The organism is Nonomuraea sp. NPDC004354, from assembly GCF_053602555.1.
In genome coordinates this window covers 863,459-884,797 of the sequence record NZ_JBSGDV010000001.1, presented here as the reverse complement: position 1 = coordinate 884,797, position 21,339 = coordinate 863,459, and the positions used below count along the sequence as shown (strand labels likewise).

At 71.8% G+C, this 21,339-nt stretch carries 23 protein-coding genes; 5 read left to right on the top strand and 18 right to left on the bottom strand.

Annotated features, from left to right (window positions below):
• Nucleotides 1–93: 93 nt before the first annotated feature.
• From ACWENQ_RS04100 to ACWENQ_RS04090, 3 genes are all read right to left on the bottom strand, one after another.
• Complete coding sequence (locus ACWENQ_RS04100) at nt 94–468, bottom strand: DUF4190 domain-containing protein (protein ID WP_449916424.1); 375 nt, start codon at nt 466–468, stop codon at nt 94–96.
• Nucleotides 469–559: 91 nt separating this feature from the next.
• Nucleotides 560–796, bottom strand: a complete 237-nt coding sequence (locus ACWENQ_RS04095) for a hypothetical protein (RefSeq protein WP_449916425.1) — start codon at nt 794–796, stop codon at nt 560–562.
• Nucleotides 793–1,008, bottom strand: coding sequence for a DUF6158 family protein (locus ACWENQ_RS04090; protein ID WP_354913091.1), 216 nt, complete (start codon nt 1,006–1,008; stop codon nt 793–795). Before ACWENQ_RS04090 ends, ACWENQ_RS04095 begins: the two co-directional genes overlap by 4 nt.
• Before the next feature lie 98 nt (nt 1,009–1,106).
• Here ACWENQ_RS04090 and ACWENQ_RS04085 point away from each other — a divergent pair, with 98 nt between their 5' ends.
• The 3 genes from ACWENQ_RS04085 to ACWENQ_RS04075 all read left to right on the top strand — a co-directional run bounded on the left by ACWENQ_RS04085 (nt 1,107) and on the right by ACWENQ_RS04075 (nt 4,805).
• Nucleotides 1,107–2,036 carry a LysR family transcriptional regulator gene (locus ACWENQ_RS04085; protein ID WP_449916427.1) on the top strand — a complete coding sequence of 310 codons (930 nt, stop codon included), beginning with the start codon at nt 1,107–1,109 and terminating at the stop codon, nt 2,034–2,036.
• A gap of 86 nt (nt 2,037–2,122) precedes the next feature.
• The gene (locus tag ACWENQ_RS04080; RefSeq protein ID WP_449916430.1) at nt 2,123–3,574 is read left to right on the top strand and encodes an alpha-lytic protease prodomain-containing protein; all 1,452 of its coding nucleotides are present in this window, start codon (nt 2,123–2,125) and stop codon (nt 3,572–3,574) included.
• A 208-nt stretch (nt 3,575–3,782) separates the two neighbouring features.
• Nucleotides 3,783–4,805, top strand: a complete 1,023-nt coding sequence (locus ACWENQ_RS04075) for an LLM class flavin-dependent oxidoreductase (RefSeq protein ID WP_452412832.1) — start codon at nt 3,783–3,785, stop codon at nt 4,803–4,805.
• A 10-nt stretch (nt 4,806–4,815) separates the two neighbouring features.
• Here ACWENQ_RS04075 and ACWENQ_RS04070 read toward each other — a convergent pair whose 3' ends face one another.
• The 6 genes from ACWENQ_RS04070 to ACWENQ_RS04045 are packed head-to-tail and all read right to left on the bottom strand — an operon-like array spanning nt 4,816 to nt 7,627.
• Nucleotides 4,816–5,199, bottom strand: a complete 384-nt coding sequence (locus ACWENQ_RS04070) for a MauE/DoxX family redox-associated membrane protein (protein WP_354913098.1) — start codon at nt 5,197–5,199, stop codon at nt 4,816–4,818.
• A complete protein-coding gene (locus ACWENQ_RS04065; protein WP_354913100.1) occupies nt 5,196–5,738 on the bottom strand; it encodes a hypothetical protein in 543 nt (180 codons plus the stop codon). The genes ACWENQ_RS04070 and ACWENQ_RS04065 overlap by 4 nt, the downstream gene beginning before the upstream one ends.
• An 18-nt stretch (nt 5,739–5,756) precedes the next feature.
• The gene (locus tag ACWENQ_RS04060) at nt 5,757–5,924 is read right to left on the bottom strand and encodes a hypothetical protein (protein ID WP_354913102.1); all 168 of its coding nucleotides are present in this window, start codon (nt 5,922–5,924) and stop codon (nt 5,757–5,759) included.
• 3 nt (nt 5,925–5,927) lie between these two features.
• The gene (locus ACWENQ_RS04055) at nt 5,928–6,431 is read right to left on the bottom strand and encodes a hypothetical protein (RefSeq protein ID WP_449916435.1); all 504 of its coding nucleotides are present in this window, start codon (nt 6,429–6,431) and stop codon (nt 5,928–5,930) included.
• On the bottom strand, nt 6,428–6,931 hold the full coding sequence (locus ACWENQ_RS04050) for a hypothetical protein (protein WP_449916438.1): 504 nt from the start codon (nt 6,929–6,931) through the stop codon (nt 6,428–6,430). The genes ACWENQ_RS04055 and ACWENQ_RS04050 overlap by 4 nt, the downstream gene beginning before the upstream one ends.
• 3 nt (nt 6,932–6,934) lie before the next feature.
• Complete coding sequence (locus ACWENQ_RS04045) at nt 6,935–7,627, bottom strand: hypothetical protein (protein ID WP_354913105.1); 693 nt, start codon at nt 7,625–7,627, stop codon at nt 6,935–6,937.
• A 459-nt stretch (nt 7,628–8,086) separates the two neighbouring features.
• Here ACWENQ_RS04045 and ACWENQ_RS04040 point away from each other — a divergent pair, with 459 nt between their 5' ends.
• Nucleotides 8,087–9,340, top strand: a complete 1,254-nt coding sequence (locus ACWENQ_RS04040; RefSeq protein WP_452412831.1) for an esterase/lipase family protein — start codon at nt 8,087–8,089, stop codon at nt 9,338–9,340.
• A gap of 9 nt (nt 9,341–9,349) precedes the next feature.
• On the opposite strand, the gene ACWENQ_RS04035 is transcribed toward ACWENQ_RS04040, so the two are convergent.
• The 3 genes from ACWENQ_RS04035 to ACWENQ_RS04025 form a co-directional block, all read right to left on the bottom strand.
• Entirely contained in the window at nt 9,350–9,814 is a 465-nt protein-coding gene (locus ACWENQ_RS04035) for a hemerythrin domain-containing protein (RefSeq protein ID WP_449916445.1), read from the bottom strand.
• Between the two features lie 214 nt (nt 9,815–10,028).
• Nucleotides 10,029–12,098, bottom strand: a complete 2,070-nt coding sequence (locus ACWENQ_RS04030) for an ATP-binding protein (RefSeq protein ID WP_452412830.1) — start codon at nt 12,096–12,098, stop codon at nt 10,029–10,031.
• Nucleotides 12,095–14,440 carry an ATP-binding protein gene (locus ACWENQ_RS04025; protein WP_452412829.1) on the bottom strand — a complete coding sequence of 782 codons (2,346 nt, stop codon included), beginning with the start codon at nt 14,438–14,440 and terminating at the stop codon, nt 12,095–12,097. The genes ACWENQ_RS04030 and ACWENQ_RS04025 overlap by 4 nt, the downstream gene beginning before the upstream one ends.
• A gap of 271 nt (nt 14,441–14,711) precedes the next feature.
• Here ACWENQ_RS04025 and ACWENQ_RS04020 point away from each other — a divergent pair, with 271 nt between their 5' ends.
• Nucleotides 14,712–17,015: an ATP-binding protein gene (locus ACWENQ_RS04020; RefSeq protein ID WP_452412828.1), complete on the top strand. Its 2,304-nt coding sequence runs from the start codon at nt 14,712–14,714 to the stop codon at nt 17,013–17,015.
• 163 nt (nt 17,016–17,178) lie between these two features.
• On the opposite strand, the gene ACWENQ_RS04015 is transcribed toward ACWENQ_RS04020, so the two are convergent.
• The 6 genes from ACWENQ_RS04015 to ACWENQ_RS03990 all read right to left on the bottom strand — a co-directional run bounded on the left by ACWENQ_RS04015 (nt 17,179) and on the right by ACWENQ_RS03990 (nt 21,093).
• The gene (locus ACWENQ_RS04015) at nt 17,179–17,601 is read right to left on the bottom strand and encodes a hypothetical protein (protein ID WP_452412827.1); all 423 of its coding nucleotides are present in this window, start codon (nt 17,599–17,601) and stop codon (nt 17,179–17,181) included.
• Entirely contained in the window at nt 17,598–17,792 is a 195-nt protein-coding gene (locus tag ACWENQ_RS04010; protein WP_449916454.1) for a DUF5999 family protein, read from the bottom strand. The genes ACWENQ_RS04015 and ACWENQ_RS04010 overlap by 4 nt, the downstream gene beginning before the upstream one ends.
• Nucleotides 17,793–17,958: 166 nt before the next feature.
• On the bottom strand, nt 17,959–18,183 hold the full coding sequence (locus tag ACWENQ_RS04005; protein ID WP_354913121.1) for a hypothetical protein: 225 nt from the start codon (nt 18,181–18,183) through the stop codon (nt 17,959–17,961).
• Nucleotides 18,170–18,418 carry a DUF6400 family protein gene (locus ACWENQ_RS04000; protein ID WP_449916458.1) on the bottom strand — a complete coding sequence of 83 codons (249 nt, stop codon included), beginning with the start codon at nt 18,416–18,418 and terminating at the stop codon, nt 18,170–18,172. Before ACWENQ_RS04000 ends, ACWENQ_RS04005 begins: the two co-directional genes overlap by 14 nt.
• 213 nt (nt 18,419–18,631) lie before the next feature.
• Nucleotides 18,632–19,087, bottom strand: a complete 456-nt coding sequence (locus ACWENQ_RS03995; RefSeq protein WP_449916461.1) for an ATP-binding protein — start codon at nt 19,085–19,087, stop codon at nt 18,632–18,634.
• Nucleotides 19,088–19,326: 239 nt separating this feature from the next.
• Nucleotides 19,327–21,093, bottom strand: coding sequence for a thiamine pyrophosphate-binding protein (locus ACWENQ_RS03990; RefSeq protein WP_452412826.1), 1,767 nt, complete (start codon nt 21,091–21,093; stop codon nt 19,327–19,329).
• Nucleotides 21,094–21,339: the final 246 nt, after the last annotated feature.

The window sequence follows — 21,339 nt, the reverse complement described above, 5'->3', positions numbered from 1 at the left end:
TCCCTCGGGAGGGGCCCTACCCTCACGGGGCGGTCATGGCCACGGTCTTGTCACAGCTTTGCCAGCCGATGTTCTGATTTTTCGGGACGTGGGCTAATTCAGCATGGAATCCAGCCAGGAGAGGACGGCGTTGACCCAGCCGGCGAGCGAGGAGGCGTCGGAGCTCGCGATGATGATCAGCGTGACGATCAGCGCGGGCACGACGACGATGTAGCCCAGGATGAGGCCCGCGACGGCCAGGCCGTGCCCCGGGCGCAGGCCGCGCTTGGTCTTCGAGGTGGCCACGTGGCCCAGGACGATGGCGATGATCGACGGGACGCCGAACAGGCACCAGCTGCCGACCAGCCCGAGAACGCCGAAGACGAGACTGGCGACGGCCGTGCCCGATGTGGGGGCCGGGCGGTGCGGGAGTGGCGGGGGAACGTGGTGCCACTCGCCTTCACCGTAGCCCGCTGGGGGAGGATGCATGTCGTCTCCATGGCCGGAGCGATGTCTCCCGCCACGATCCCGCACATCCCACAGGCGATCAAGACCCGCGGGAAGCCCCGCGGGTGATCGTTCAGTATTCGAGGCCGAAGTCGTGGCGACCCAGGCCGAAGCCCTCGCCCCTGGGCACCACCTGCCCCATCGCGACGAGCCTGGCCATGCTGCGCCGCGTCTCGTCCTCGCTCAGTCCGGCCATCCTCGACACCTCGGCCACCCGAGCCTCGTCGCCACCGACCGCGATGGCGGCGACGGCCTCGTAGACGGCCAGGTCGGTGTCGGACAGCGCCTGCACGTCGTGTGGTTCCGTCATCGCTGCCGTGCTCCCTCCCGCAACCGGCCCGGATCGATGTCCCGCACGGGATGGCGGCGCAGGTACTCGCTCTCCAGCTCGTTGGTCCGCGAGGTGTGGCGGGCGAGCGCGTCGTCCGGCCCGTGCAACAGCGTCTGCATCCGTGTCTGGTAGAGCTGCCGCAGCTCGCGGAGCAGGTCCTCTTCCGACAGGTCCCTTGGATCGATTCCCATGGACAGTGAGCTACCCGGCGACGCGCTACCACAACATACGTCAAATTTCCTGACAACCGGGGATTGCGAGGAGGTGATGGTGGTTTTACTTTCCCGGTATGGACCTCGAGCTCCGGCACCTCAAGATCGTTCGAGCGGTCGCGGAGTCGGGCAGCGTCAGCAAGGCAGCGACCCGGCTCGGGGTGGCCCAGCCGGCGCTGACCGCCCAGCTCAAGCGCATCGAACGCGCGTTAGGCGGCGCGCTCTTCCAGCGCGACCGCTACGGCGCCAGGCCCACCCCCCTCGGGGAACTGGTGCTCTCCCGAGCCCGCGTGCTGCTGCCCGCGGCGCAGGAACTGCAGGACGAAGCCGTGCGCTTCGCCAACGCCACCGCGGTCGGCTACCGCATCGGAGCGACCAACGGGCCCGTGCTGGGCGGGCTGGTCGACCGGCTGGCCGCCGCGGGGCCCGTCTCCACCTACACCTCCTGGTCGTCGCGCGAGCTCGCCGCCATGGTGGCCCAGGGCAGGCTCGACTACGTGCTGGCCGGATCGTGCGGCGACGGGGTGCCCGACGGCGACATCGCCTGGCAGACCATCGGCGTCGATCCCGTCTTCGTCATGGTCGCCCAGGATCACCGGCTGGCCGGCGAGAAGGAGCTGACCCTGTCCGACCTGTCCGGCGAGCAGTGGGCGGTCACCCCGGGCGACGGCTGCTTCGGCGACTGCTTCGCCGCCGCGTGCACGCGCGCCGGCTTCACGCCCAGCACGATGTACGAGACCGACGTGGCCACCTGCGTCCATCTCGCCCAGGTCGGCCGGGCGGTGGTCCTGTGCCAGGCCACCCATCCCTTCGCCTCCGGCCTCGTCATGGTGCCCATCGCCGGCGCGCCCCTGCGCTGGCGCCAGATGCTCGGCCACCACCCGGGCGCGCCCGGCGCGTCATGGATGGCCGCGCACGCCAAGGCCGCCCACGCCGACGCCGTACGGCGCAGCCCCGTCTACCACGAATGGGTCCTCCGCAACCCCGGCTTCGGCACCTCCCCATAACACCGCGATAGGGGGCAACTGATATCTCCTCGCGCTGGTCGCACGCCGTTACGGTGACGGCACCCCCAGCAAGCGAAGGAGACCGCATGCTTCGCCGCACCCGTGCGCTGGTCGCCATCGCGATCGGCGCTTTAGCGCTGACCACGACCCCGGCCATCGCCTCCGTCCCCGCCGAAGTCAACCCGCCCAAGGGCATGGTCGAGGCCATGCAGCGCGACCTGAACCTCACCAGGGAGCAGGCGCTCACGCGCCTGGCCAACGAGCAACGGGCCGCGCAGACCGCCGCGGGGCTCGCCAAGCGCCTCGGCGGCCAGTTCGCCGGCGCCTGGGTCGAGGGCCCCGAGAGCGCGCTGGTCGTGGCCACCACCGACGCCGCCCAGCGCCGCCTGTCCGGCGCGCGGCTCAAGGTCGTCACCCACTCGCTCGCCCAGCTCGACGCGGCCAAGGAAGCCCTCGACAAGGCCGCGGCCGGCGCTCCCAAGACCGCTCCCGTCTGGTACGTCGACGTGCGGTCCAACAGCGTCGTGATCCTGTCCTCCGCGCCCGCCGAGGCCGAGGCCTTCATCGCGGCCAGCGGCGCCGACAAGGCGCTCGTCCGGGTCGAGCAGTCCGGCGAGCAGCCCGTGCCGTACGCCGACATCCGCGGCGGCGACGCCTACTACATCGGCAGCGGCTCCCGCTGCTCGGTCGGCTTCTCCGTCACCAAGGCCGGCACCAACGGCGGTTTCGTGACCGCGGGCCACTGCGGGACCGTCGGCGCCACCACCCGTGGCGCCAACCAGCAGGCCCAGGGCACCTTCCGCGGCTCCTCCTTCCCCGGCAACGACTACGCGTGGGTCGAGGTCAACACCGGCTGGACCCCCGTCGGCGTCGTGAACGGCTACAGCGCCGGCATCATCCCGGTCAACGGCTCGACCGTGGCCCCCGTCGGCTCCTCCGTCTGCCGCGCCGGCTCCACCACCGGCTGGCACTGCGGCACCGTCCAGCAGCTCAACACCAGCGTCACCTACTCGCAGGGCACCGTGCGCGAGGTCACCAGGACCAGCGTCTGCGCCGAGCCAGGCGACTCCGGCGGCTCGTACATCTCCGGCAACCAGGCACAGGGCGTGACCTCCGGCGGGTCGGGCAACTGCTCCTCCGGCGGCACCACCTACTTCCAGCCGGTCAACGAGATCCTCTCGGCCTACGGGCTCACCCTCGTCACCGGCGGCGGCAACCCGCCCACCGGCTGCCAGAACTACCGCGAGGTCTTCAACGGCTCGCTGACCAGCGGCCAGAACCAGTACCAGCCGAACAACTCCTCCTACCAGTCGACCGTGTCCGGCACGCACGCCGGCTGCCTCGACGGTCCGAGCGGCGTCGACTTCGACCTCTATCTGGAGAAGTGGAACGGCTCCTCGTGGGCGCAGGTGGCCAAGAGCGACAGCGCCAACCCCGACGAGTCGATCAGCTACAACGGCACCGCCGGCTACTACAGGTACCGGGTCCACGCCTACTCCGGCTCCGGCTCCTACACCCTCGGGCTGAACAGGCCGTAGCCGCCCCCTCCGTGCGGCGGCCACCGGCCCCCGGGTGGCCGCCGCCGCTCCGCTTCCCTGGACAGAGCCCGCCCCAGCGCAGGGGGCGGGCTCGGCCGTTCCCTGCGCTGGGGCGAGCTCGGCCGTTCCCTGCGCTGAGGGCGGGCTCGGCCGTTCCCGCGGCAGGGGCGGTGGAATAGACGCACGGGGCCCGCGGGTTGCCCGGAAGATGACCGATCAGATCAGGGGCCCCGCCCGCGGCCGGGCCGACGTGCCGCTGTCCATCCTCGACCTGGCGACCGTGAGCGCGGGCGGCACCGCCGCCGACGCCCTCCGGACCAGCACCGAGCTCGTACGGCGGGCCGAGCGCTGGGGCTACCACCGCTACTGGGTGGCCGAGCACCACGGCATGCCGAGCGTCGCCAGCTCCGCCCCCGCGGTCCTGATCGCCCACCTGGCCGCCCACAGCGAGACCATCAGGCTCGGCTCGGGCGGCGTCATGCTGCCCAACCATCCGCCGCTGATCGTCGCCGAGCAGTTCGCTACCCTGCACGCGCTCCATCCCGGCCGGATCGACCTCGGCCTGGGCCGGGCGCCCGGCACCGATCCCGCCACGGCCGCAGCGATGCGCAGGGGCGACGCCGACGCCTTCCCCGAGGAGGTCGCCACGCTGACCGCCTTCCTGGACGGCGACGCGCCCGCCGGCCTGCAGTCCTACCCGCTCAACGCCGACCGGCCGCCCATCTGGCTCCTCGGCTCCAGCGGCTTCAGCGCCCAGCTCGCCGGGATGCTCGGCCTGCCCTTCGCCTTCGCCCACCACTTCAGCGCCGAGAACACCGAGCCCGCGCTCGAGCTGTACCGCACGAGGTTCCAGCCGTCGCAGTGGCTCGACAAGCCGTACGCCATGATCGGGGTCAGCGCCGTCGCCGCCGACACCTCCGAGCAGGCTCTGCGCCTGGCGGGTACGATCGCGCTGGCCATGCTGCGGCTGCGCCGCGGCCGGCCGAGCCCCGTCCCCTCCCCCGAGGAGGCCGCGGCCCACCCCTACACCGACGTCGAGCGGAGCTTCGTCGACGGCTATCTCCGCAACGTCGTCATGGGGACCGGCGACGAGGTCCGCGCCGGCCTGACCGCGCTGCGCGACCGCACCGAGGCGGACGAGCTGATGATCACCACCGGCGTGTACGGCGGCGCCAACCGCCTGCGCTCCTACGAGCTCGTCGCCCGTGCCTTCGAGCTCGACCAGGGCTAGCCGCGGCGGCTCACCCCGCCAGCAGCAGCACCAGCCCGGCCAGCAGCACGACGGCCGCGTGCGCCAGGGAGGTGGCCGACACCGGGGCCGCGGTGCCGAAGCACAGGCACGGCGCCCGGTTGCCGGTGGCCAGCAGGTGGACCTGCAGGCCGGTGAAGATCGTGCCGAGCACGGTGCCCACGACGCCGACGAGCGCGGCGTCCACCGTGGACACGGCGAGGGCCGCGGCGAGCGCCTCCACGGCGAGGACCGTGAAGGCGCCCGCCCAGGCGAGCGGGCCGTACAGCCCGTACCCGCCCAGGCTGCCGCGGAAGGCGGCGAAGTGTCGCGCCTTGCCCAGCACGGCCACGGCCAGGATCGCGGCCAGGCCGTACCGGAGGACAAGGAGCGTCATGCCGCCACCAGGATCGCGACCAGGGGAACGAACATCAGGGCGAACAGCCACGTCATCTTCGGCAGCGCGAAGTCGAACGCGGTGTCGGCGCGCATCTTGTCCCGTGCCAGCAGGAACGTGAGCAGCATGAGCGCCCTGCCCAGGGCGAACCCCGCCCCCGCCATGAGCGCGTCGGACCACGAGCCCAGCAGGAAGAGGGAGATCGCCATGATGTGCGGCAACCCGGTCGGCGAGTAGGTGCGCATTCCCGTGCCCATCTCCGCGCCGAACTGCACCGCGCCCCAGACCGGGGTGTGGGCGACGAACTGCGGGACCAGCCGGGCGTTCTGCAGCAGCGGGAAGCTGAAGACGTGGAACTCCCGCAACAGGAACACCACCGCCGCCAGGCCGGCGAGAACCTGGCACGCGATCACGGGCAGCGGCGAGCGCACCACCGAGCCGATGACCATGAAGGCGAACGCGGTGGGGAACGCACCGAGGAACAGGCCGGCGATGAAGCCGGCGGCATCAGAACCCCGTCGGACCGACGAGGACAGCACCCAGGCGCTGTTGAGGCTTCAAACCGAGCCCGACAGGGAGAAGCCCGCCACCAGGGCCGCCACGAGCCAGGTGAAGCCCCGCACGTCGAAGCCGGAGGCGAACGCGCTCAGCGTCGCCGCCTCCGCCGCGACGACCAGGCCCATGGCGGGCACCAGCAGGCGGGTGGCGGGATTCAGGGTCCGCATGCGTCAGATCGCGGTCCGGCAGATGGAGAAGCGGGAGATGTTGCCGCCACCGCAGTCGTGGTACTCGTACCAGCCGTCGGAGCACTTGCGGCGGGCGACGCTGCCGGTCCATCGCCAGGCGTTCCGGCCGCCGCAGGAGGTCTCGTTGGGCGTGTAGCGGTAGTTGTAGCAGGTGCCCGAGCCGCCCTGGTTCTTGTGCCAGCTGCCCGAGCAGTTGTCGCTGCCGTAGTACGCGGTGGAGGGCGTGCACACGGTGGAGGAGTTGAAGTAGCCGTGGCAGCCGTCGGTCCACTCGGTCAGCGCCATCGCCGCCCTCGGCCTGGACCAGGGAAGCAGGTCGAGCGCGCCGAGCCCGGCGGCGACCGTGACGCCCGCGACCGTGCCGAAGAGCCGGCGGCGGCTCCAGCGCTGCTCGGTGACGGCGTACCTGGACGGTTCCGGCGACTCCGGCTCGTCCGCGACGCTCGGGATCTGGTCGAGGATGGAGGGACGGGAGAGGTTCTTCACAGCTTCGCTTCCTTTCGCCGGGCGATCACCCGTTCGACTGTCTCCGGCACGATCTCCCCTGAGCCCGCGGGCGTCGTGTGCACCACGAACCCCTGCTCGTCCACGACGAGCACGGCGGGCACGTAGGGCACCGTGATCGAGCGCCAGACCTGCGGATCCCTGATGACCTGCACGGACTCGGGGAGTTCCTTGTCGAAGCCCGGGTCGTCGGACACCACGGTGAAGCCGACGCCTTCGGGCAGGTCGGCCGCCAGCTTCCCGACGGCGAGCAGCACGTCCTCGCAGATCGGGCACCGGCGGTTGACCTTGACGGCGATGGTGGTCTGGCCGGGACGGCCGATCCCCGTGCGCTCCTCGCCGCCCGCGGCGACGCGGATCCCCACGCCCTTGTACGTGGCCAGCTCCAGCTCGCGCACCCGCCGGTAGAGACCGGCCCCGGCCGCGAACGTGAGCGCCACGAGGACGAAGAGGATCACCACCGCCGCAGTGATCGGGTCCACTCCTCACGCTCCCCAGGTGACGCGCTTGACCTTGGTGAGGAACTCCGCGGCCGCCTCCGGCGTGCCGCCGCCGGACTTGGCCACCCCGTTGGCGGCCGGCAGACCCTTGCGTGGGGCGTCCCACGGGCTCACCCTGATCACCGCGGTGTCGGTGACCATCAGCAGGGTCTCGCGGTCCTGCCCGTCGGAGCTGGGCACCCGCCACACCTCGCCGGCGGGGGCCGAGAAGCCGCGGAAGCGGGGGACCTGGCCGGCGGCCAGCCGCTTCGGCTCCACCTGCATGGTTCCCACCCCGGCCACGGTCTGCAGGTAGACCGCCTGCTGGAGGTCGAAACGCCGGTTCGGCGTGGCGACCAGGCCCTCGGGCGTGTCGGTCCACTGCAGCCTGGAGAAGACCGCCACCACGTCGGCCGACTCCCACTCCGGCGCGTAGAACAGGCCGTGCGCCATGTTCCACGGGCCCAGCCAGGTCGCCCAGCGCGCGTCCGAGGGGTCCTCGCAGTCGTAGATCACGACCTCGCCGCCGGCCAGGGAGAAACGCTCGCGCTCCCGGCCGCGCACGGAGGAGACGCCCACGCCCAGCGACGACTTCGGGGCCAGTTCCAGCGCCCACACGTCGGCGGTCGTCTCGCGCACGCCGTACCGGGGGGTGTAACGGATGTGGCCCGTCCAGGCGTGGAGATCGTCCTGCTCCACACCGTCGATGTCAAGCGTTAAAAGCTGGTTGTCAATGGTTCGGACGGTTGAATTCTGGCCCATTCCGCCTTCCTTTCCCTGAGTCTCGATGAAGGCATGGCAACCAGCGAGAACGCCGGGTGGCGGGCTCGCTGGAGTATTGCTACGAGGGCAGAACAAAGTGGAGGACAGCGGTCGGAGGAAGTGAAGTCATCGCCTCGTCATCGGTCCGCGATCGCCTCCCGCTGACGGGCCAATAATTGATCAGTGGTGAACTGTCTGACAAGAGCGACGATTGGGAAATTTGTGGTTCCCGATGGTCGCGCGCGCGTGAACTCCCGTTACGTCTGAGCGTGATCGGCATGTCGCGCACCCACGGCCACGGACGCGGACATGGCGCCGGCCCACATTGACCCGGCCGCCTCGATCCGGCGAGATGAGCTCACCTGTCCCTGCACGATCGGTTCTGGGAGATGTGAGATGATGCGACGTCCTTGGGGACGAACCGCCACCGCTTTAGCGCTGGTGGCGACAGCGGTGTTCACGGCGCCGGCCGCGCCCGCGGCGGCCGTGGCCGGACCGGTCACGCTGGAGGCCACCTACACGACCGGGTTGGAGAACGGCTGGGCGCAGGTCGAGCGTTACCGGGACGCCTCCAGCGGGTTCCAGGCCGAGACCTATCCCCCTGACGGCCGCGGCGACCACACGGGCCAGACCAGGCGGCTGTTCGGCGACGTCGCCCGCCCGCACGCGTCGCGGTTCCTGCTGTACCACGCGCCGGGCTGGCAGACCGGCGCCAAGGCCACCCCCGTGCTGCTGGTCCACGGCGCCAACCAGACCGCCGACCTGGCCTGGGCCAACCCCAACGCCCGCGGCTCGTACGGCTGCGGCCAGGCGAGCTGTCCCACCACCGGACTCATGCAGCACCTCAGCGGCCAGGGCTACAAGGTGTTCGCGATCGGCTTCCCGCACGTCACGGGCGACGGCTACTACTGGGCGGAGCAGATCCACGACGCCATCGCGCGGATCAAGGCCAAGACGGGCGCGGCCCAGGTCGATGTGATCGGCTGGTCCAAGGGGGCGTTCAACGCGCGCATGTACGTCTCGTCGCTGCGCCGCTCGTGGGGCACGGCCTACGCGGGGGACGTGCGCAAGCTCGTTCTCGTGGGCGGTCCGAACAAGGGCTTCGACTGGGGCTACCGGCACGGCTGGACCCACGATTTCGCGATATTTCCGGAATGCGGAGGGTCGCTGAACGCGCCCGCCCCGCACACCCAGATGGTCTGCTACGGCCTCTGGCGCAACCACCCCGAACTGAGCTACGAGGGCGACGCCTACCCGGGCTCGGACGACATGCTCTACCGCTGGGACGACGTCTACCCGCTGCCCGCCGCCGAGCAGGACTGGTACACCACCTACTACGGCGGCACCGGCTTCTACACCGCAGGCCGCGGCATCCAGTACGCCATCGACAGGGGCTCGCTGGTCAGGCCGCTGATCGACGCCGGCACCCCGGCGGGTGTGCCGGTCTACCAGCTCTGCGGCAACTCTCCCGACATGGCGCTGCTGCACAACGAGCACACCGGCCCGTCGGACGGCGCGGTGTTCGTCGCCAGCTGCGCCGCCCCCGACGGCGTGGCCAACCGGGCCGCCGCCGTGACCCTGCCCCTCAACCACCTCAAGCTCGGCTGGGCCACCAACGCCATGGGCCAGATCACCACCTGGCTCGGCTGAGACGGCACGTCACTCGCCGCCGATGTCGATCTCGTAGGCCTGGTAGAGCAGGTCCGCCCCCCGCCGCCGGTGGCGGCCCAGCGCCGTCACCACCGCGGTCAGCCGCTGCCTCAGCCGCTCCACGGCCGGCTCGTCGCCGGGCGCCGCCAGCTCGTCCTCCGCGGCGGCGAGCTGCGCGGCGATCTCGAGATGCTCCCGGTGCAGCCGGCGCAGCATGCCGTCCAGCCGCGGCGCCGCCGTACGGACCTCGTCGAAGAGCCCGTCGGGCCCCTCCACGATCGAGATGTGCGCGTCGAACGCCTCCCGCATCCTGGCCAGGACCGGTGTCAGCTCATGCGCCCACTCGGCGGCCCGGCCGGCCGGCGGGGCGGCCAGGGCGCGGTCGAGTTCCTCGGCGGCGCGGCGCAGATGGGCGCGACGTTTGCGGAGCGTCGCGAGCTCCTCCTCTGGAGGAGTGACGGGATTCTCGGACATGGTCTCTACTCGATCGCGCATTGCCACGGCCCGAGCCGTATGCGGATGTCTTCCACCGTACGACCGCGACCCACCGGCTGACCATGCCCTTCGCGCCGGGGCCCGCGCGGCGGCCGGTCCGCGGGGCCGCACGGGCGCCGTCAGATGCGGCCGGTCAGCCGGACCGCGCGGGCACCCTCAGGAGCGGCCGGTCAGCCGAGCCGCGCGGGCGCCGTCAAGAGCGGCACGATGTCAGGGCTTGCCTGGCCCCGTCGCGGAAGGCCGCGGCGAACTCCCGCTCCCCCAGCTCCTGGCGGGTTCGCTCGACGCAGCGCTCGTGCCATGTCGCCTGGTACCAGAGCCGGGTCGGCGAGGAGTCCACCGCCTGCCACAACGTGTGCGCCGCCCCCAGCATCCGGGCCGCCCGCCGGTGGTCGCCCCTGGCGCAGGCCGTCCATGCCAGCAGTTCCAGGCACTGGGTCAGGCCCCAGCGGTCGTTGACCTCCCTGGTGAACTCGGCGGCCTCGCTCGCCAGCGCTTCGGCGCGGTGCCAGTCGTCCAGGTTCCACGCGGCGATGGCGAGCGACAGCTGGGCATAGGCGCGCCACAGGATCGCGCCATGGGCCTCGCACAGCGCCAGCACCTCCTCGCCGATCACCGCCGCTCGCGCCGGGTCCTCCATCGAGCCGTAGGCGGCCGTGTAGTAGAGGTCGACGGTCACGCCGGCGAGGTCCCCGGCGGCGCGGTGGATGGCCAGGGCCTGCTCCATGAGCGCCTGGCCGCGTCGCGCGTCGCCGGTGGAGAAGGCGGCCAGGCCGGAGGCCCGCAGGACGAGCGGCAGGACGCTCTCGTTGCCCGCCAGCTGTGCCATGGCTCGGCATTCCTCGAGTCTCGGCGTCGCCGCGTCCAGGTCGCCCTGCCGCAGGGCCAGCATGCTGTCCGTGCACAGCGCGATCGCTCGGGTGCGGCCCTCGCCGGGCACCTGGTCAAGGCCGCGCCGCAGCCAGTACCGTCCCTCGGTGGGGGAGCCGGCGAGCATCCAGTAGCTCCACATCGACGAGGCGATGTCGAGGGCCGTCGCCGCCGTGCCCGGCGCGCTCAGGCACAGTTCGAGCGCGACGCGCACATTGGGCAACTCGCGGCCCAGGAAGCGGTAACGGTCGAGCTGGTCGGGAACGAGCCGGTCGATCCGCCGTCCTTCCGTCACGTCACGGTAGTGGTCGATGTACCGGCCGCGCAGCGCCGTCGCCTCCCCGGGCTCCAGCCGCTCCGCGCCGTAGGCGCGGATGCTCTCCAGCATGCGGTACCTGACCCCGGCCTCCCCGTGCTCGGTCACCAGGACGGACTTGTCCACCAGCCCGGCCACCAGATCGATGACCTCGACGGGGTCGATCCCGTCGCCCGCGCAGACCGCCTCGGCCGTGTCGAGGTCGGCCCCGCCGGCGAACATCGACATCCGCGCCCACAGCCGCTGCTCGGCCGGTGAGCACAGCTCGAAGCTCCAGTCCATGGTCGCGCGGAGCGTCCGATGGCGTGGCAGCGCGCTCGGGCTGCCCTCCGCCGGCACGTCGAAGCGCTCCTCCAGCTCACGGGTGAGCTGCTCCAGGGGCACCGTGCGCAGCCGCATCGCGGCCAGCTCGATCGCCAGCGGGATGCCCTCCAGGCGCCGGGCCAGCCGCGCCACGGCGGCCGCGTTGCCCGTGTCCAGGGAGAAGCCAGGCCACACGCTCGCCGCGCGGTCCATGAACAGCCGTACGGCATCGTGCCTGGCGATGTCGCGTGGCGGCAGGGCGCCGTCGTCCGGCACGGACAGGGAGGGCACCACCATGACCTGCTCGCCGCCGACCGCCATGGCCTGGCGGCTGGTCGCCAGGACGCGCAACCGGGGCGCGCCGCGCAACAGCAGGTCCACCAGGCGGGCGCAGTCCTCGAGCAGGTGCTCGCAGTTGTCCAGCACGAGCAGTATCCGCTTGTCCGCGAGGTAGTCCACCAGCATGGTCGCCGGATCGGGCCCGACGTCCCGAAGCCCCAGCGCCGCGGCCACGGTCGCCGCCAGCAGGTCACCGGCCTCCAGGGTGGCCAGCTCGACCACCTCCACGCCGTCCTTGTAGGCGCGCTCCAGCGACTCGGCGACCCTGAAGGCCAGCCGGGTCTTGCCGACGCCGCCCGTTCCGGTCAAGGTCAGCAGCCGGGTGCGGGACAGCATCCGCCGGGCCTCGGCCACCTCGTGCCGCCGCCCGACGAACCTGGAGGCCTCCGCCGGCGGGTCGGTCGTGGCCGCGCGTGCGCGCTCGGCCGGGCTCACGGCGAGCCTCCGGCCGGGCCCCGCTCGTCGCCTTCCTGCTCCTGCCGGCTGACCCAGGCGGCGATCTGGACGCGCGAGGTGAAGCCGAGCTTGCCGAGGATGTGTTCCACGTGCCCCTCCGCGGTACGCTGCGCGATCATCAGCGCCGCCGCGATCGCCTTGTTGCTCATGCCCTGCGCGACCAGCCGGGCGATCTCCATCTCCCTGCGGGTCAGCGGTGAGGACTTCGGCCGGGCCCCGCCCGCCGGCCGGTCCTCCCGCATCGCGTACTCCAGCGCGTCGGCCAGGGTGAGCCCCATGCCCCTGCGCAGGGCGGTCTCAAACGCCCTGGTGCCGAGTGTCCTCCTGGTCGCCAGCTCGCAGGCGTCATGGTGGTCGGCCAGGTAGCCGAACAGCGGCCCGCCGAACGAGCGCCAGATCTCCCGCAGCGCGCCGAGCAGCAGGGCCGCGCGCTCGGCTTCGCCGTCGCCGCAGCTCGTCCAGGCCAGGACCTCGATGCACAGCGCGATGCCCAGACGGTCGTCGAAGGGCTCCTTGAGCCGTACGGCCTCGCGTTCCATCGCGACCGCCCGCCGCGTGTCACCCTGCTTCCACACCTCGATCCCGTACGTCCACAGCGCGTACGACCGGAACCAGTTCTCGCGGCGCGGCTCGCAGATCGCCAGGCACTCCTCGAACCTGTCGACCGCCTTGCGGGACTGGCCGAGCAGCGAGTGCACGGTGGCCAGATAGATCAACGAGTTGACGACGCCGATCGCGTCGCCCGTCCTGCGGCTGTGGTCCAGCGCCCCTCCGAGGAGGGTCAGCGCGCTGGGCAGATCCCGCTGGAGCAGGGCTGCGAGGCCGGCGACGTACATGGCGGCGCCCATGGTCGCCGGGTCGTCGAACCGGCGGGCCAGGTGCCGGCCCTCCCCCAGCAGGGTCGCGGCCGTCGCGAAGTCGCTCTGCAGGACGGCCAGCCGCGCCTCGACGCAGAGGGCACGGGCCCGGACCGGGGTCGGCCGCCGGTCGGCGGCGAGCAGGCGTTTGAACCAGCTCCGGCCCTCCTGCGGGAAGTCGGAGGCGATCCAGTAGAACCGCAGCGCCGCGGCGATGACCAGGCCGGAGGCCGCCTGTCCCGGAACCGTCAGGCAGTAGTCGAGGGCGGTTCGCAGATTGTCGTGCTCGGTGCGCAGGCGCGCGTACCAGCTCACCTGGTCAGGGCCGAACCAGGCGTGGTGCGCCCGGACCGCCAGGTCCTGGTACCAGTCGCGGTGCCGGCGTCTGAGTGTGTCCTCCTGGCCGGCCTCGCGCAGCCGGTCCCTGCCGTACTGGCGGATGGTCTCCAGCAGCCGGTAGCGCGCGTGGGCGCCGTCCTCCTCCCTGATCAGGATGGACTTGTCCACCAGGCCGCACACCAGGTCGACGATCTCCTCCGCGGCGACGCCGTCACCGGCGCACACGCGCTCGGCCGCCTCGAGGTCGAGGCTGCCGGAGAAGACCGACAGCCGCGCCCAGAGCCGCTGCTCCTGCTCGGTGCACAGGGTGTGGCTCCAGTCGATCAGGGCGCGCAGCGTGCGCTGGCGGGGCAGCAGCACCCGCGATCCCGTGGTGAGCAGCTGGAAGCGGTCCTCCAGCCGGGCCAGCAGCTGGTGCACGGAGACCACCCGCAGCCGGACGGCCGCCAGCTCGATGGCCAGCGGGATGCCGTCCAGGCTCCGGCAGATCCGGAGCACGGCCTCCCAGTTGTCGTCGGTGATCCCGAAGCCGGGCGCGACCGCCCCGGCCCGCTCGACGAACAGCCGCACCGCGTCGGACTGCTCCAGCGACTCCCTCGACAGGCGCTCGATGTCGCCGTCGGGCACCGGCAGCGACGGCACGACCATCGTCTGCTCCCCCGCGACGCCGAGCACCTGCCGGCTGGTGGCGAGGATCCGCAGGCCGGGCGCGGCGCGCGCCAGCGTCTCGGCCGCGACGGCGCACTCGTGCAGCAGGTGCTCGCAGTTGTCGAGGACCATCAGCATCTGCTTGTCGCGCAGGTGGCCGGTCAGCACCTCGATCGGCGGTCTGGTGGACAGGTCCGCGATCCCGAAGGACTCGATGAGGGTCTGGACGAGCAGGTCGGGCGACTCCAGCGCGGCCAGCTCGATCACGCACACGCCGTCGCGGAACGCGCGCCGTACGTCGGCGGCGACCCGCCGGGCCAGCCTGGTCTTGCCGACGCCGCCCACGCCGACGAGGGTCACCAGCCTGGAGCCTGCCAGCAGCCGTTTGACCTCGGCTATCTCGCGCCGACGGCCCACGAAGCTGGTCAGCTCGGCCGGCAACCCGCGCGTTTGCGAACCCTTGGACGCCACCCCCATGCGTGCTCACCCGCTCGGATCCGTCGAGGCACCCGTGCCGTCGGGACGGGAGCCGACGAAACCCAGATTACGCCTGGGCCATTTTCGGCATGCTTTTACCGTTCTGTAATGAATGGCCACAAGGATCCTGAGGGTGCGGACCGCTGAGGCCCTGCGCACGACCCTGAACGATGACGGCTACAGCCGCGCTCCAGCGGCGACGCAGCCGGCGAGGAAACCCATGACGACGAGCGCCTCCAGACGGCAGCAGACGGCGAGGTTGCCGGCAGAGGTGACCAGCTTCGTAGGCCGTCGGCACGAAGTGGCCGAGGTCAAACGGCGCCTGCCGCTGTCCCGCGGGGTGACCCTGACCGGTGCCGGCGGGGTCGGCAAGACCCGGCTGGCCCTCCGGGTGGCGCTCGACGTGGCCCGCGACTTCCGCGGCGGGGTGTGGTTCGTCGAGCTGGCCACGGTGGAGAGCCCGGACATGCTCGCGCAGAGCGTGGTCGAGGCGCTGGAGATCCGCGACCTCAGCCTCAGCTCGCCCATGGAGGTGCTCGTCGACCACCTCAGGGACAAGCAGGCCCTGGTGATCCTCGACAACTGCGAGCACCTGGTGCACGAGTGCGCGGTTCTCGCCGAGACGCTGCTGCGCGCCGCGCCCGAGCTGAGCATCCTGGCCACCAGCCGGGAGGCCCTCGGTTTCGCCGGCGAGCAGACGCTGCCGGTGCCCACGCTCCCGCTGCCCGACAACGACGGCGCGGGGATGCCCATCGAGTCGCTGGCCAGGTGCGACGCCGTGTGCCTGTTCGCCGAGCGGGCCAGAGCCGTCCTGCCGTCCTTCGCCATCACCGAGGAGAACAGAGAGGTCGTCGCCCGGATCTGCCGGCGGCTGGACGGCCTGCCGCTCGGGATCGAGCTGGCCGCCGTCAGGCTGCGCGCCCTGTCCGTCAAGCAGCTGGACGAGCGCCTCCACGACCGCTTCCGGCTGCTGACCGGGGGCTCTCGGGCCGTGCTGCCGCGGCACCAGACGCTGCGCGCCCTGATCGACTGGAGCCACGCCCTGTGCTCGGAGAAGGAGCGGCTGCTCTGGGCCCGCGTGTCGGTCTTCGCCGGCGACCTGGACCTGGAGGCGGCCGAGGCGGTCTGCTCCGGCGACGGCATCGACCGCGACGAGGTGCTCGACCTGGTGTGCGGTCTGGTGGACAAGTCGATCCTGATCAGGGAGGAGCACGGGTCGCGGGCGCGCTACCGGCTGCTGGAGATCATCCGCCAGTACGGCATGGAGAAGCTCGCCGACACGGGCCGGCAGGCGACGCTGCAACGGCGGCACCGCGACCACTACCGCACGCTGGCGGCGCAGTCGCGAGCCCAGCTGTTCGGCCCGTCGCAGGTGGCGTGGTTCGACCGGCTGCGGCTGGAGCACGCCAACCTGCACACCGCGCTGGAGAACTGCTTCGGCGATCCCGAGGAGGTCTCCACCGGTCTCGACTTGGCCGCCGACCTGCTCTACCACTGGATCAGCGGTTACTGGCTGGGAGAGGGAAGGCGCTGGCTGGACCGGGCGCTGGCCGCCGCGCCCGAACCGAGCCAGGCGCGGGCACGGGCGCTGTGGACCGCCGGCTGGCTGGCGATCATCCAGGCCGACATCCCCGCGGCCAAGGCGATGCTCGAGGAGAGCCGGACGATCGCCGAGCGGCTGGGGCTGGACGCGACCCTGGCCTACGTCGAGCTCTACTGCGGGATGATCGCCATGTACGAGGGCGACGCCGAGTCCGCCATCACGCGCTACGAGGACGCGCTGGCCGGGCACCGCGCCGCCGGCGACCCCGTGGGCACGGCGCTGGCCCTCATCCGGCTGTCCCTGGCGTACTCCTTCCGCGGCGACTCCCCGCGGGCCATCGAGCTGGGCGACCAGTGCCTGGCCCTCTGCGACGCCCACAGCGAGGGCTGGCACCGGGCGTACATGATGATGGCGCTCGGCGTGGAGGTCTGGCGGCAGGGCGACCTCGCGCGGGCGACCGAGCTGGAGGCGACGAGCCTGGTCTTCAACCGCGCGCTCGACGACCCGCTGGGAGTGGGAATCAACCTGGAGGTGCTGGCGTGGATCGCCACCGCCGAGAAGCAGTACCGGCGAGCGGCCCAGCTGCTCGGCATCCTCGAGACCGTCTGGCAGGCGATCGGCGCACCACTGTCGGGGTTCGGGCACCTGTCCCACTATCACGACGAATGCGTGGAGAGCGTGCGCCAGGCCCTCGGCGACGCGGCCTTCGAGACCGCCGTCAAGCGCGGTGCCCGGCTCTCCTACGACGAGGCGCTCGCCTACGCCCTCCGCCAGGACCGGCCGCAGCAGGGCGACGAGCAGCCGGCCGCGGCCAAGTCGGCGCCGCTGACGCCGCGGGAGACGGAGATCGCCCACCTCGTGGCGCAGGGACTGACCAACAAGGAGATCGCCGCCGCCCTGGTGATCTCCCAGCGGACGGCGGAGGGGCACATCGAACGCATCCTGAGCAAGCTCGGCTACCACTCACGCGCCCAGGTCGCGGTCTGGGTGGCCGAGCAGGGTCACGTGGCCGGCGACGAGCCGTCCGGCTGACACCCTGCCACGCGGGCGGCGCGGTCGCCCAGCAGTGCGGTCACCCAGCCGGTCGCTCAGTAGGGCATCGGCCGTCCCGACGGTGTCCGCAGGTCCGGGGCGTGGGGGTCGGCCGACCTCCTCGTCTTGCGGATCCGGGTCTTGCGCACGGTCACGGTTCCCTTCAGATGAGTCCCGGTGCGGGAAGCTCGAACCAGACGACCTTCCCCTCGTCGGTCTGGGCGGTGCCCCAGCAGCAGGCCAGGTGGGCCAGCAGGAGGTGTTCGCGTTCGGCGCGCCGTCCCGAGGGCTCGGCGTGCACGATCTCGCAGCGCAGGAGCCCGTCCTCGGCGGTGAGCGTGACCCTGACGGTGTCGGCGCTGTCCTGCAGCGCGCTGGTCACCAGCTCGCCCACCAGCACGTCCGCCACCGCCGCCTCGTTCTGCAGCCCCCACTGCACCAGCCGGGCGCGCGTCATGCGGCGGGCGCTGGGCACGGCTGACGACGTGGCCGTCAGCACCCAGGAGGCCCTCCGCTCGCCCGGCACGGCGCGGGTGAACAGGCCGTCGGCGAAGGCGAGGAAGCGGTTGGGGGTCATGAGCCTCATGCCGCGTGTCCGGAGTGCACAGGTCCGATGGCGATGCTCCGGCCGTCCGGCAGCAGCTCGCCGCAGTCGTCGAAGATGACGACCCCGTTGCACAGCAGCCCCCAGCCCTGTTCCGGGTGGAAGGCGACCAGGCGGGCCGCGTCGTGGTGCGGAGCGTCCGCCGATGGACACGGCGGTTGATGCTGGCACATGGCTCGTTACCCCTCTCATGGCATTCGGGTTCGGCTGAGCTCATGTCTGGAACCAGCCTGCACCGCACGGCGCCACGAGCGAGACGGGATAAACCCCCGTATGGGTACCCGTAAGGCATGGGTAGGTACCTACGTAGCGGGTGGGGGTAGTGCCGGGGGCGGCCCGTCAGGAGGTGCCGCTCGCCCCGAAGTGGGTCTCGTGATCCCACACGTGGGTGCAGCCGGGGCACTGGAGGTGCAGCCGGCTGCCGGTGTTGCCGAGCAGGTAGCGCCAGTGCACCCCGCAGGTGCGTCCGCCGCGGCAGTCCCCGCAGTCGGTGCCGTCGAAGCACCGGGGGCAGGAGACCCATGCCCGGCGGCCCCGATCGGCCTGGGGGTCAATCGGCAACACGGCCCGGCGCCTTCCGCGGGAGGACCTCGGCGGCCACGAGCATGTCGTAGGTCTCCTGCTGCTGCCGGTCGAGGCCCGAGTAGAGGAGCGCGTACGCCTCCTCCTCCCCGCGCATCACCGCCAGGGGGTCCCAGTTCGCTCCCAGCGCCGCCATGACCGCGGCCCGTCGGCGGGTCTCGTCCGCGGTGAGGTCGAACTGGAAGACGGCGTGTGCGCTGCTGCTGTCGTGGCTCATGGCGCGACTTTCCGGTGGGATGGCGGAGGCGGGCGGAATCGGGGAGGTTCCTCCTGGAGGGCCGGAACGAAGGCTCAGCGCGCGGATCGGGAGGGGGCCGGCGACCACTCGGAGGCACGCTGAGACAGGAGGCCCTCCCCGCGGAGGGGTATTGCCATTTGTATACCTTATGTCCGGATTTATGGTCAATTCATGACGTTGTCCGCGCCACGGTCATCCCCGGACCGGTTCCGTCCGGGTCCGGTCCGCGGTGGGGATCTCGAACCAGACGACCTCCCCCGAGTCCGTACGGCCGGTCCCCCAGCAGCAGGCCAGCGCATCGAGGAGGGCGCGCCCGTACCAGCCCTCCGCGGGAAGGAGAAGCGGCCCGCCGTCCTCGACCTCGCATCGCATGAGGCCGTCGTCGACCGTCAGGGTGAGCCGGACATGGCCGCCGGCGTGCCGTACGGCGTTGGTCACGAGCTCGCTGACCAGGAGCTCGGCGGCCTCCACCAGCTCCGGGAGCCGCCACAGGTGCAGCCGGACGCGGGTGAGATGCCGGGCGATCGGCACCGCGGTGGGCCTGGACGACAGGATCCAGAAGGCGGCAGGCGCGTCGTCGGCCGGCCCGGCGCGCAGGGTCAGCGCGTCGGCGAGGGCCTGGACCTCGGTGTGGGACGTCGGTTTCACGCGGCGCCGTCCCGCGTGCGCGCTGGTGGCCGTTTCCGCTGACGGTACGACATGGTTCGCCCCCGGTTCTCCGCTGGATGCGCGTACGGCATGCCTGGCACGACATGTCCACGGGCGAGCATGCGACGCGGGCGGCACGACCGGCGAGGGGAGAAACCCGTATCCCGGTACCCGAATCGGGCAGCCGGCCCTCCCCTTCGCGTGCGGTAGCCGCCCAGCGGCCAGGGCGGCGAGCGGGCTCAGTCGCCCAGCTTCTGGATGCGGTCCTTGAACAGCGTGGTGGCGATGGCCGCACGATGCGGCTGGCCCTTGACGAACGCCTGGGCGAACTTCACGGCCTGCTGGTAGCTCACCTTGCCCGGCATGGGCGGCTCGTTCGGATCGACGTCGACGTCGACCAGCGCGGGACCGTCATGGGCGAGGGCCCGCTCGACGGCGCCGCGCAGGTCGCCCGGCCTGGTGACCTTGGCGCCGAACCCGTGGCAGGCCGTCGCCCAGGAGGAGTAGTCGGCCCAGGGCTCGGCGTAGCGCACGCCGTGCTCGGGATAGCCGAGCACCATCTGCTCCCACAGGATCTGGCCCAGCGCGTTGTTGTTGTTGATCATCACCTTGACCGGCAGCCCGTGCTGGGCGGCGGTGAGGAACTCGGCCATGAGCATGGCGAAGCCGCCGTCCCCCACGTACGCGATCACCTGGCGGCCGGGGAAGGCGTGCTGCATGGCGAGGGCGTACGGCAGGCCGGGCGCCATCGTGGCGAGGTTGCCGGACAGGTAGAACCGCCGGTCGCCGCGGATCGTCCAGTGCCGGGCGGCCCACGTGGCGACGGTGCCGCTGTCGCAGGCGAGGATCGCGTCGTCGGCGGCCAGCTCGTCGAGGACGGACACCAGGTACTGCGGCGCGATCGGGTCGCGCTCCGGGTTCTCCAGCGCGCGCAGTTCGCGGCGCCACTTGTCCATCTTCTCCTGGTACTTCACCAGGTGACGGAGGTCGGTGCGCCGCTCCAGGAGCGGCAGCAGCGCGCTGAGGCCTTCCTTGGCGTCGCCGACCATGGGCACGTCCGTGGGCACCCTGGTGCCCGCGCGGGCCGGATCGACCTCCAGTTGCACGAACCTGGCCGTGCCGGGCTCGGGGAGGTGCTTGGTGTACGGGAAGTTCGTGCCGATCATGAACAGCACGTCCACGTCCTCCACCAGTTCCTCGCTCGGCCGGGTGCCCAGCAGGCCGAGCCCGCCGGTGGTGTACGGGGAGTCGTCCGGGACGACCGCCTTGCCGACGAGCGTCTTGATCACCGGCGCCGCCAGCGTCTCGGCGACGGCCAGCACCTCCTGCCTGGCGTGCAGCGCGCCGGCTCCCACCAGCAGGGCAGGGCGCTCGGCCGCGTTGAGCACCTGCGCGGCCCGCTCCAGGTCCTCCCGCCTCGGGACGCCGGGGGCGGGCAGGTAACACGGCGCGGTCCTGGGTGGGCGTACGGGGCCGACGTGCTTCCACGGATCGGCGGCGGCGTCGGCGACCTGGATGTCGTTGGGAACCGACAGGTGGGCCACCCCCCGCCTGGCGTAGGCGGTCCTGACGGCGATGTCCACCAGGGCCGGCAGCTGCGCCGGGTGGTAGATGACCATGTTGTACTCGGCGACGTCGCCGAACGCCTTGTCGAGGTGGACCTCCTGCTGGTAGCCGGTGCCCAGCACGGTCGTCTCCTGCATGCCGGTGATGGCCAGCACGGGCGCGTGGTCGAGCTTGGCGTCGTAGAGGCCGTTGAGCAGGTGCAGCCCGCCGGGGCCCGAGGTGGCCAGGCACACGCCGATCCTGCCGGTGGCCTTGGCGTACCCGGCGGCCATGAACGCGGCGGCCTCCTCATGGTGGACGAGGACGAAGCGCACCTTGTCCTGGTGCCGCCGCAGCCCCTCCATCAGCCCGTTGATGCCGTCGCCCGGCAGGCCGAAGACGGTGTCGACGCCCCACTCGGCCAGCCTCTCGATCAGTGTTTCCGAAGCGATTCGAGCCATGCGACGGCGCCTACCCGTCACCCGCTCGCCCATACGGCGCGCGGCGCGCCACGGTTGGCCACCCGCTCACCGGCAGGTCGACACAAGGACCACGGGCTGGGCCTGCGCAGGCCGCCCAGGGGGCGAGGCAGAAGGAGCTCCTGGAGCCGGCTTGAAGCAACCAAACGTGCTGTACGTCACCTATGACTGGAATGGGTAGGTATGTAAGCGAAAGGGAGATGTGGAGCATCACGGCGTGTGCTCGCC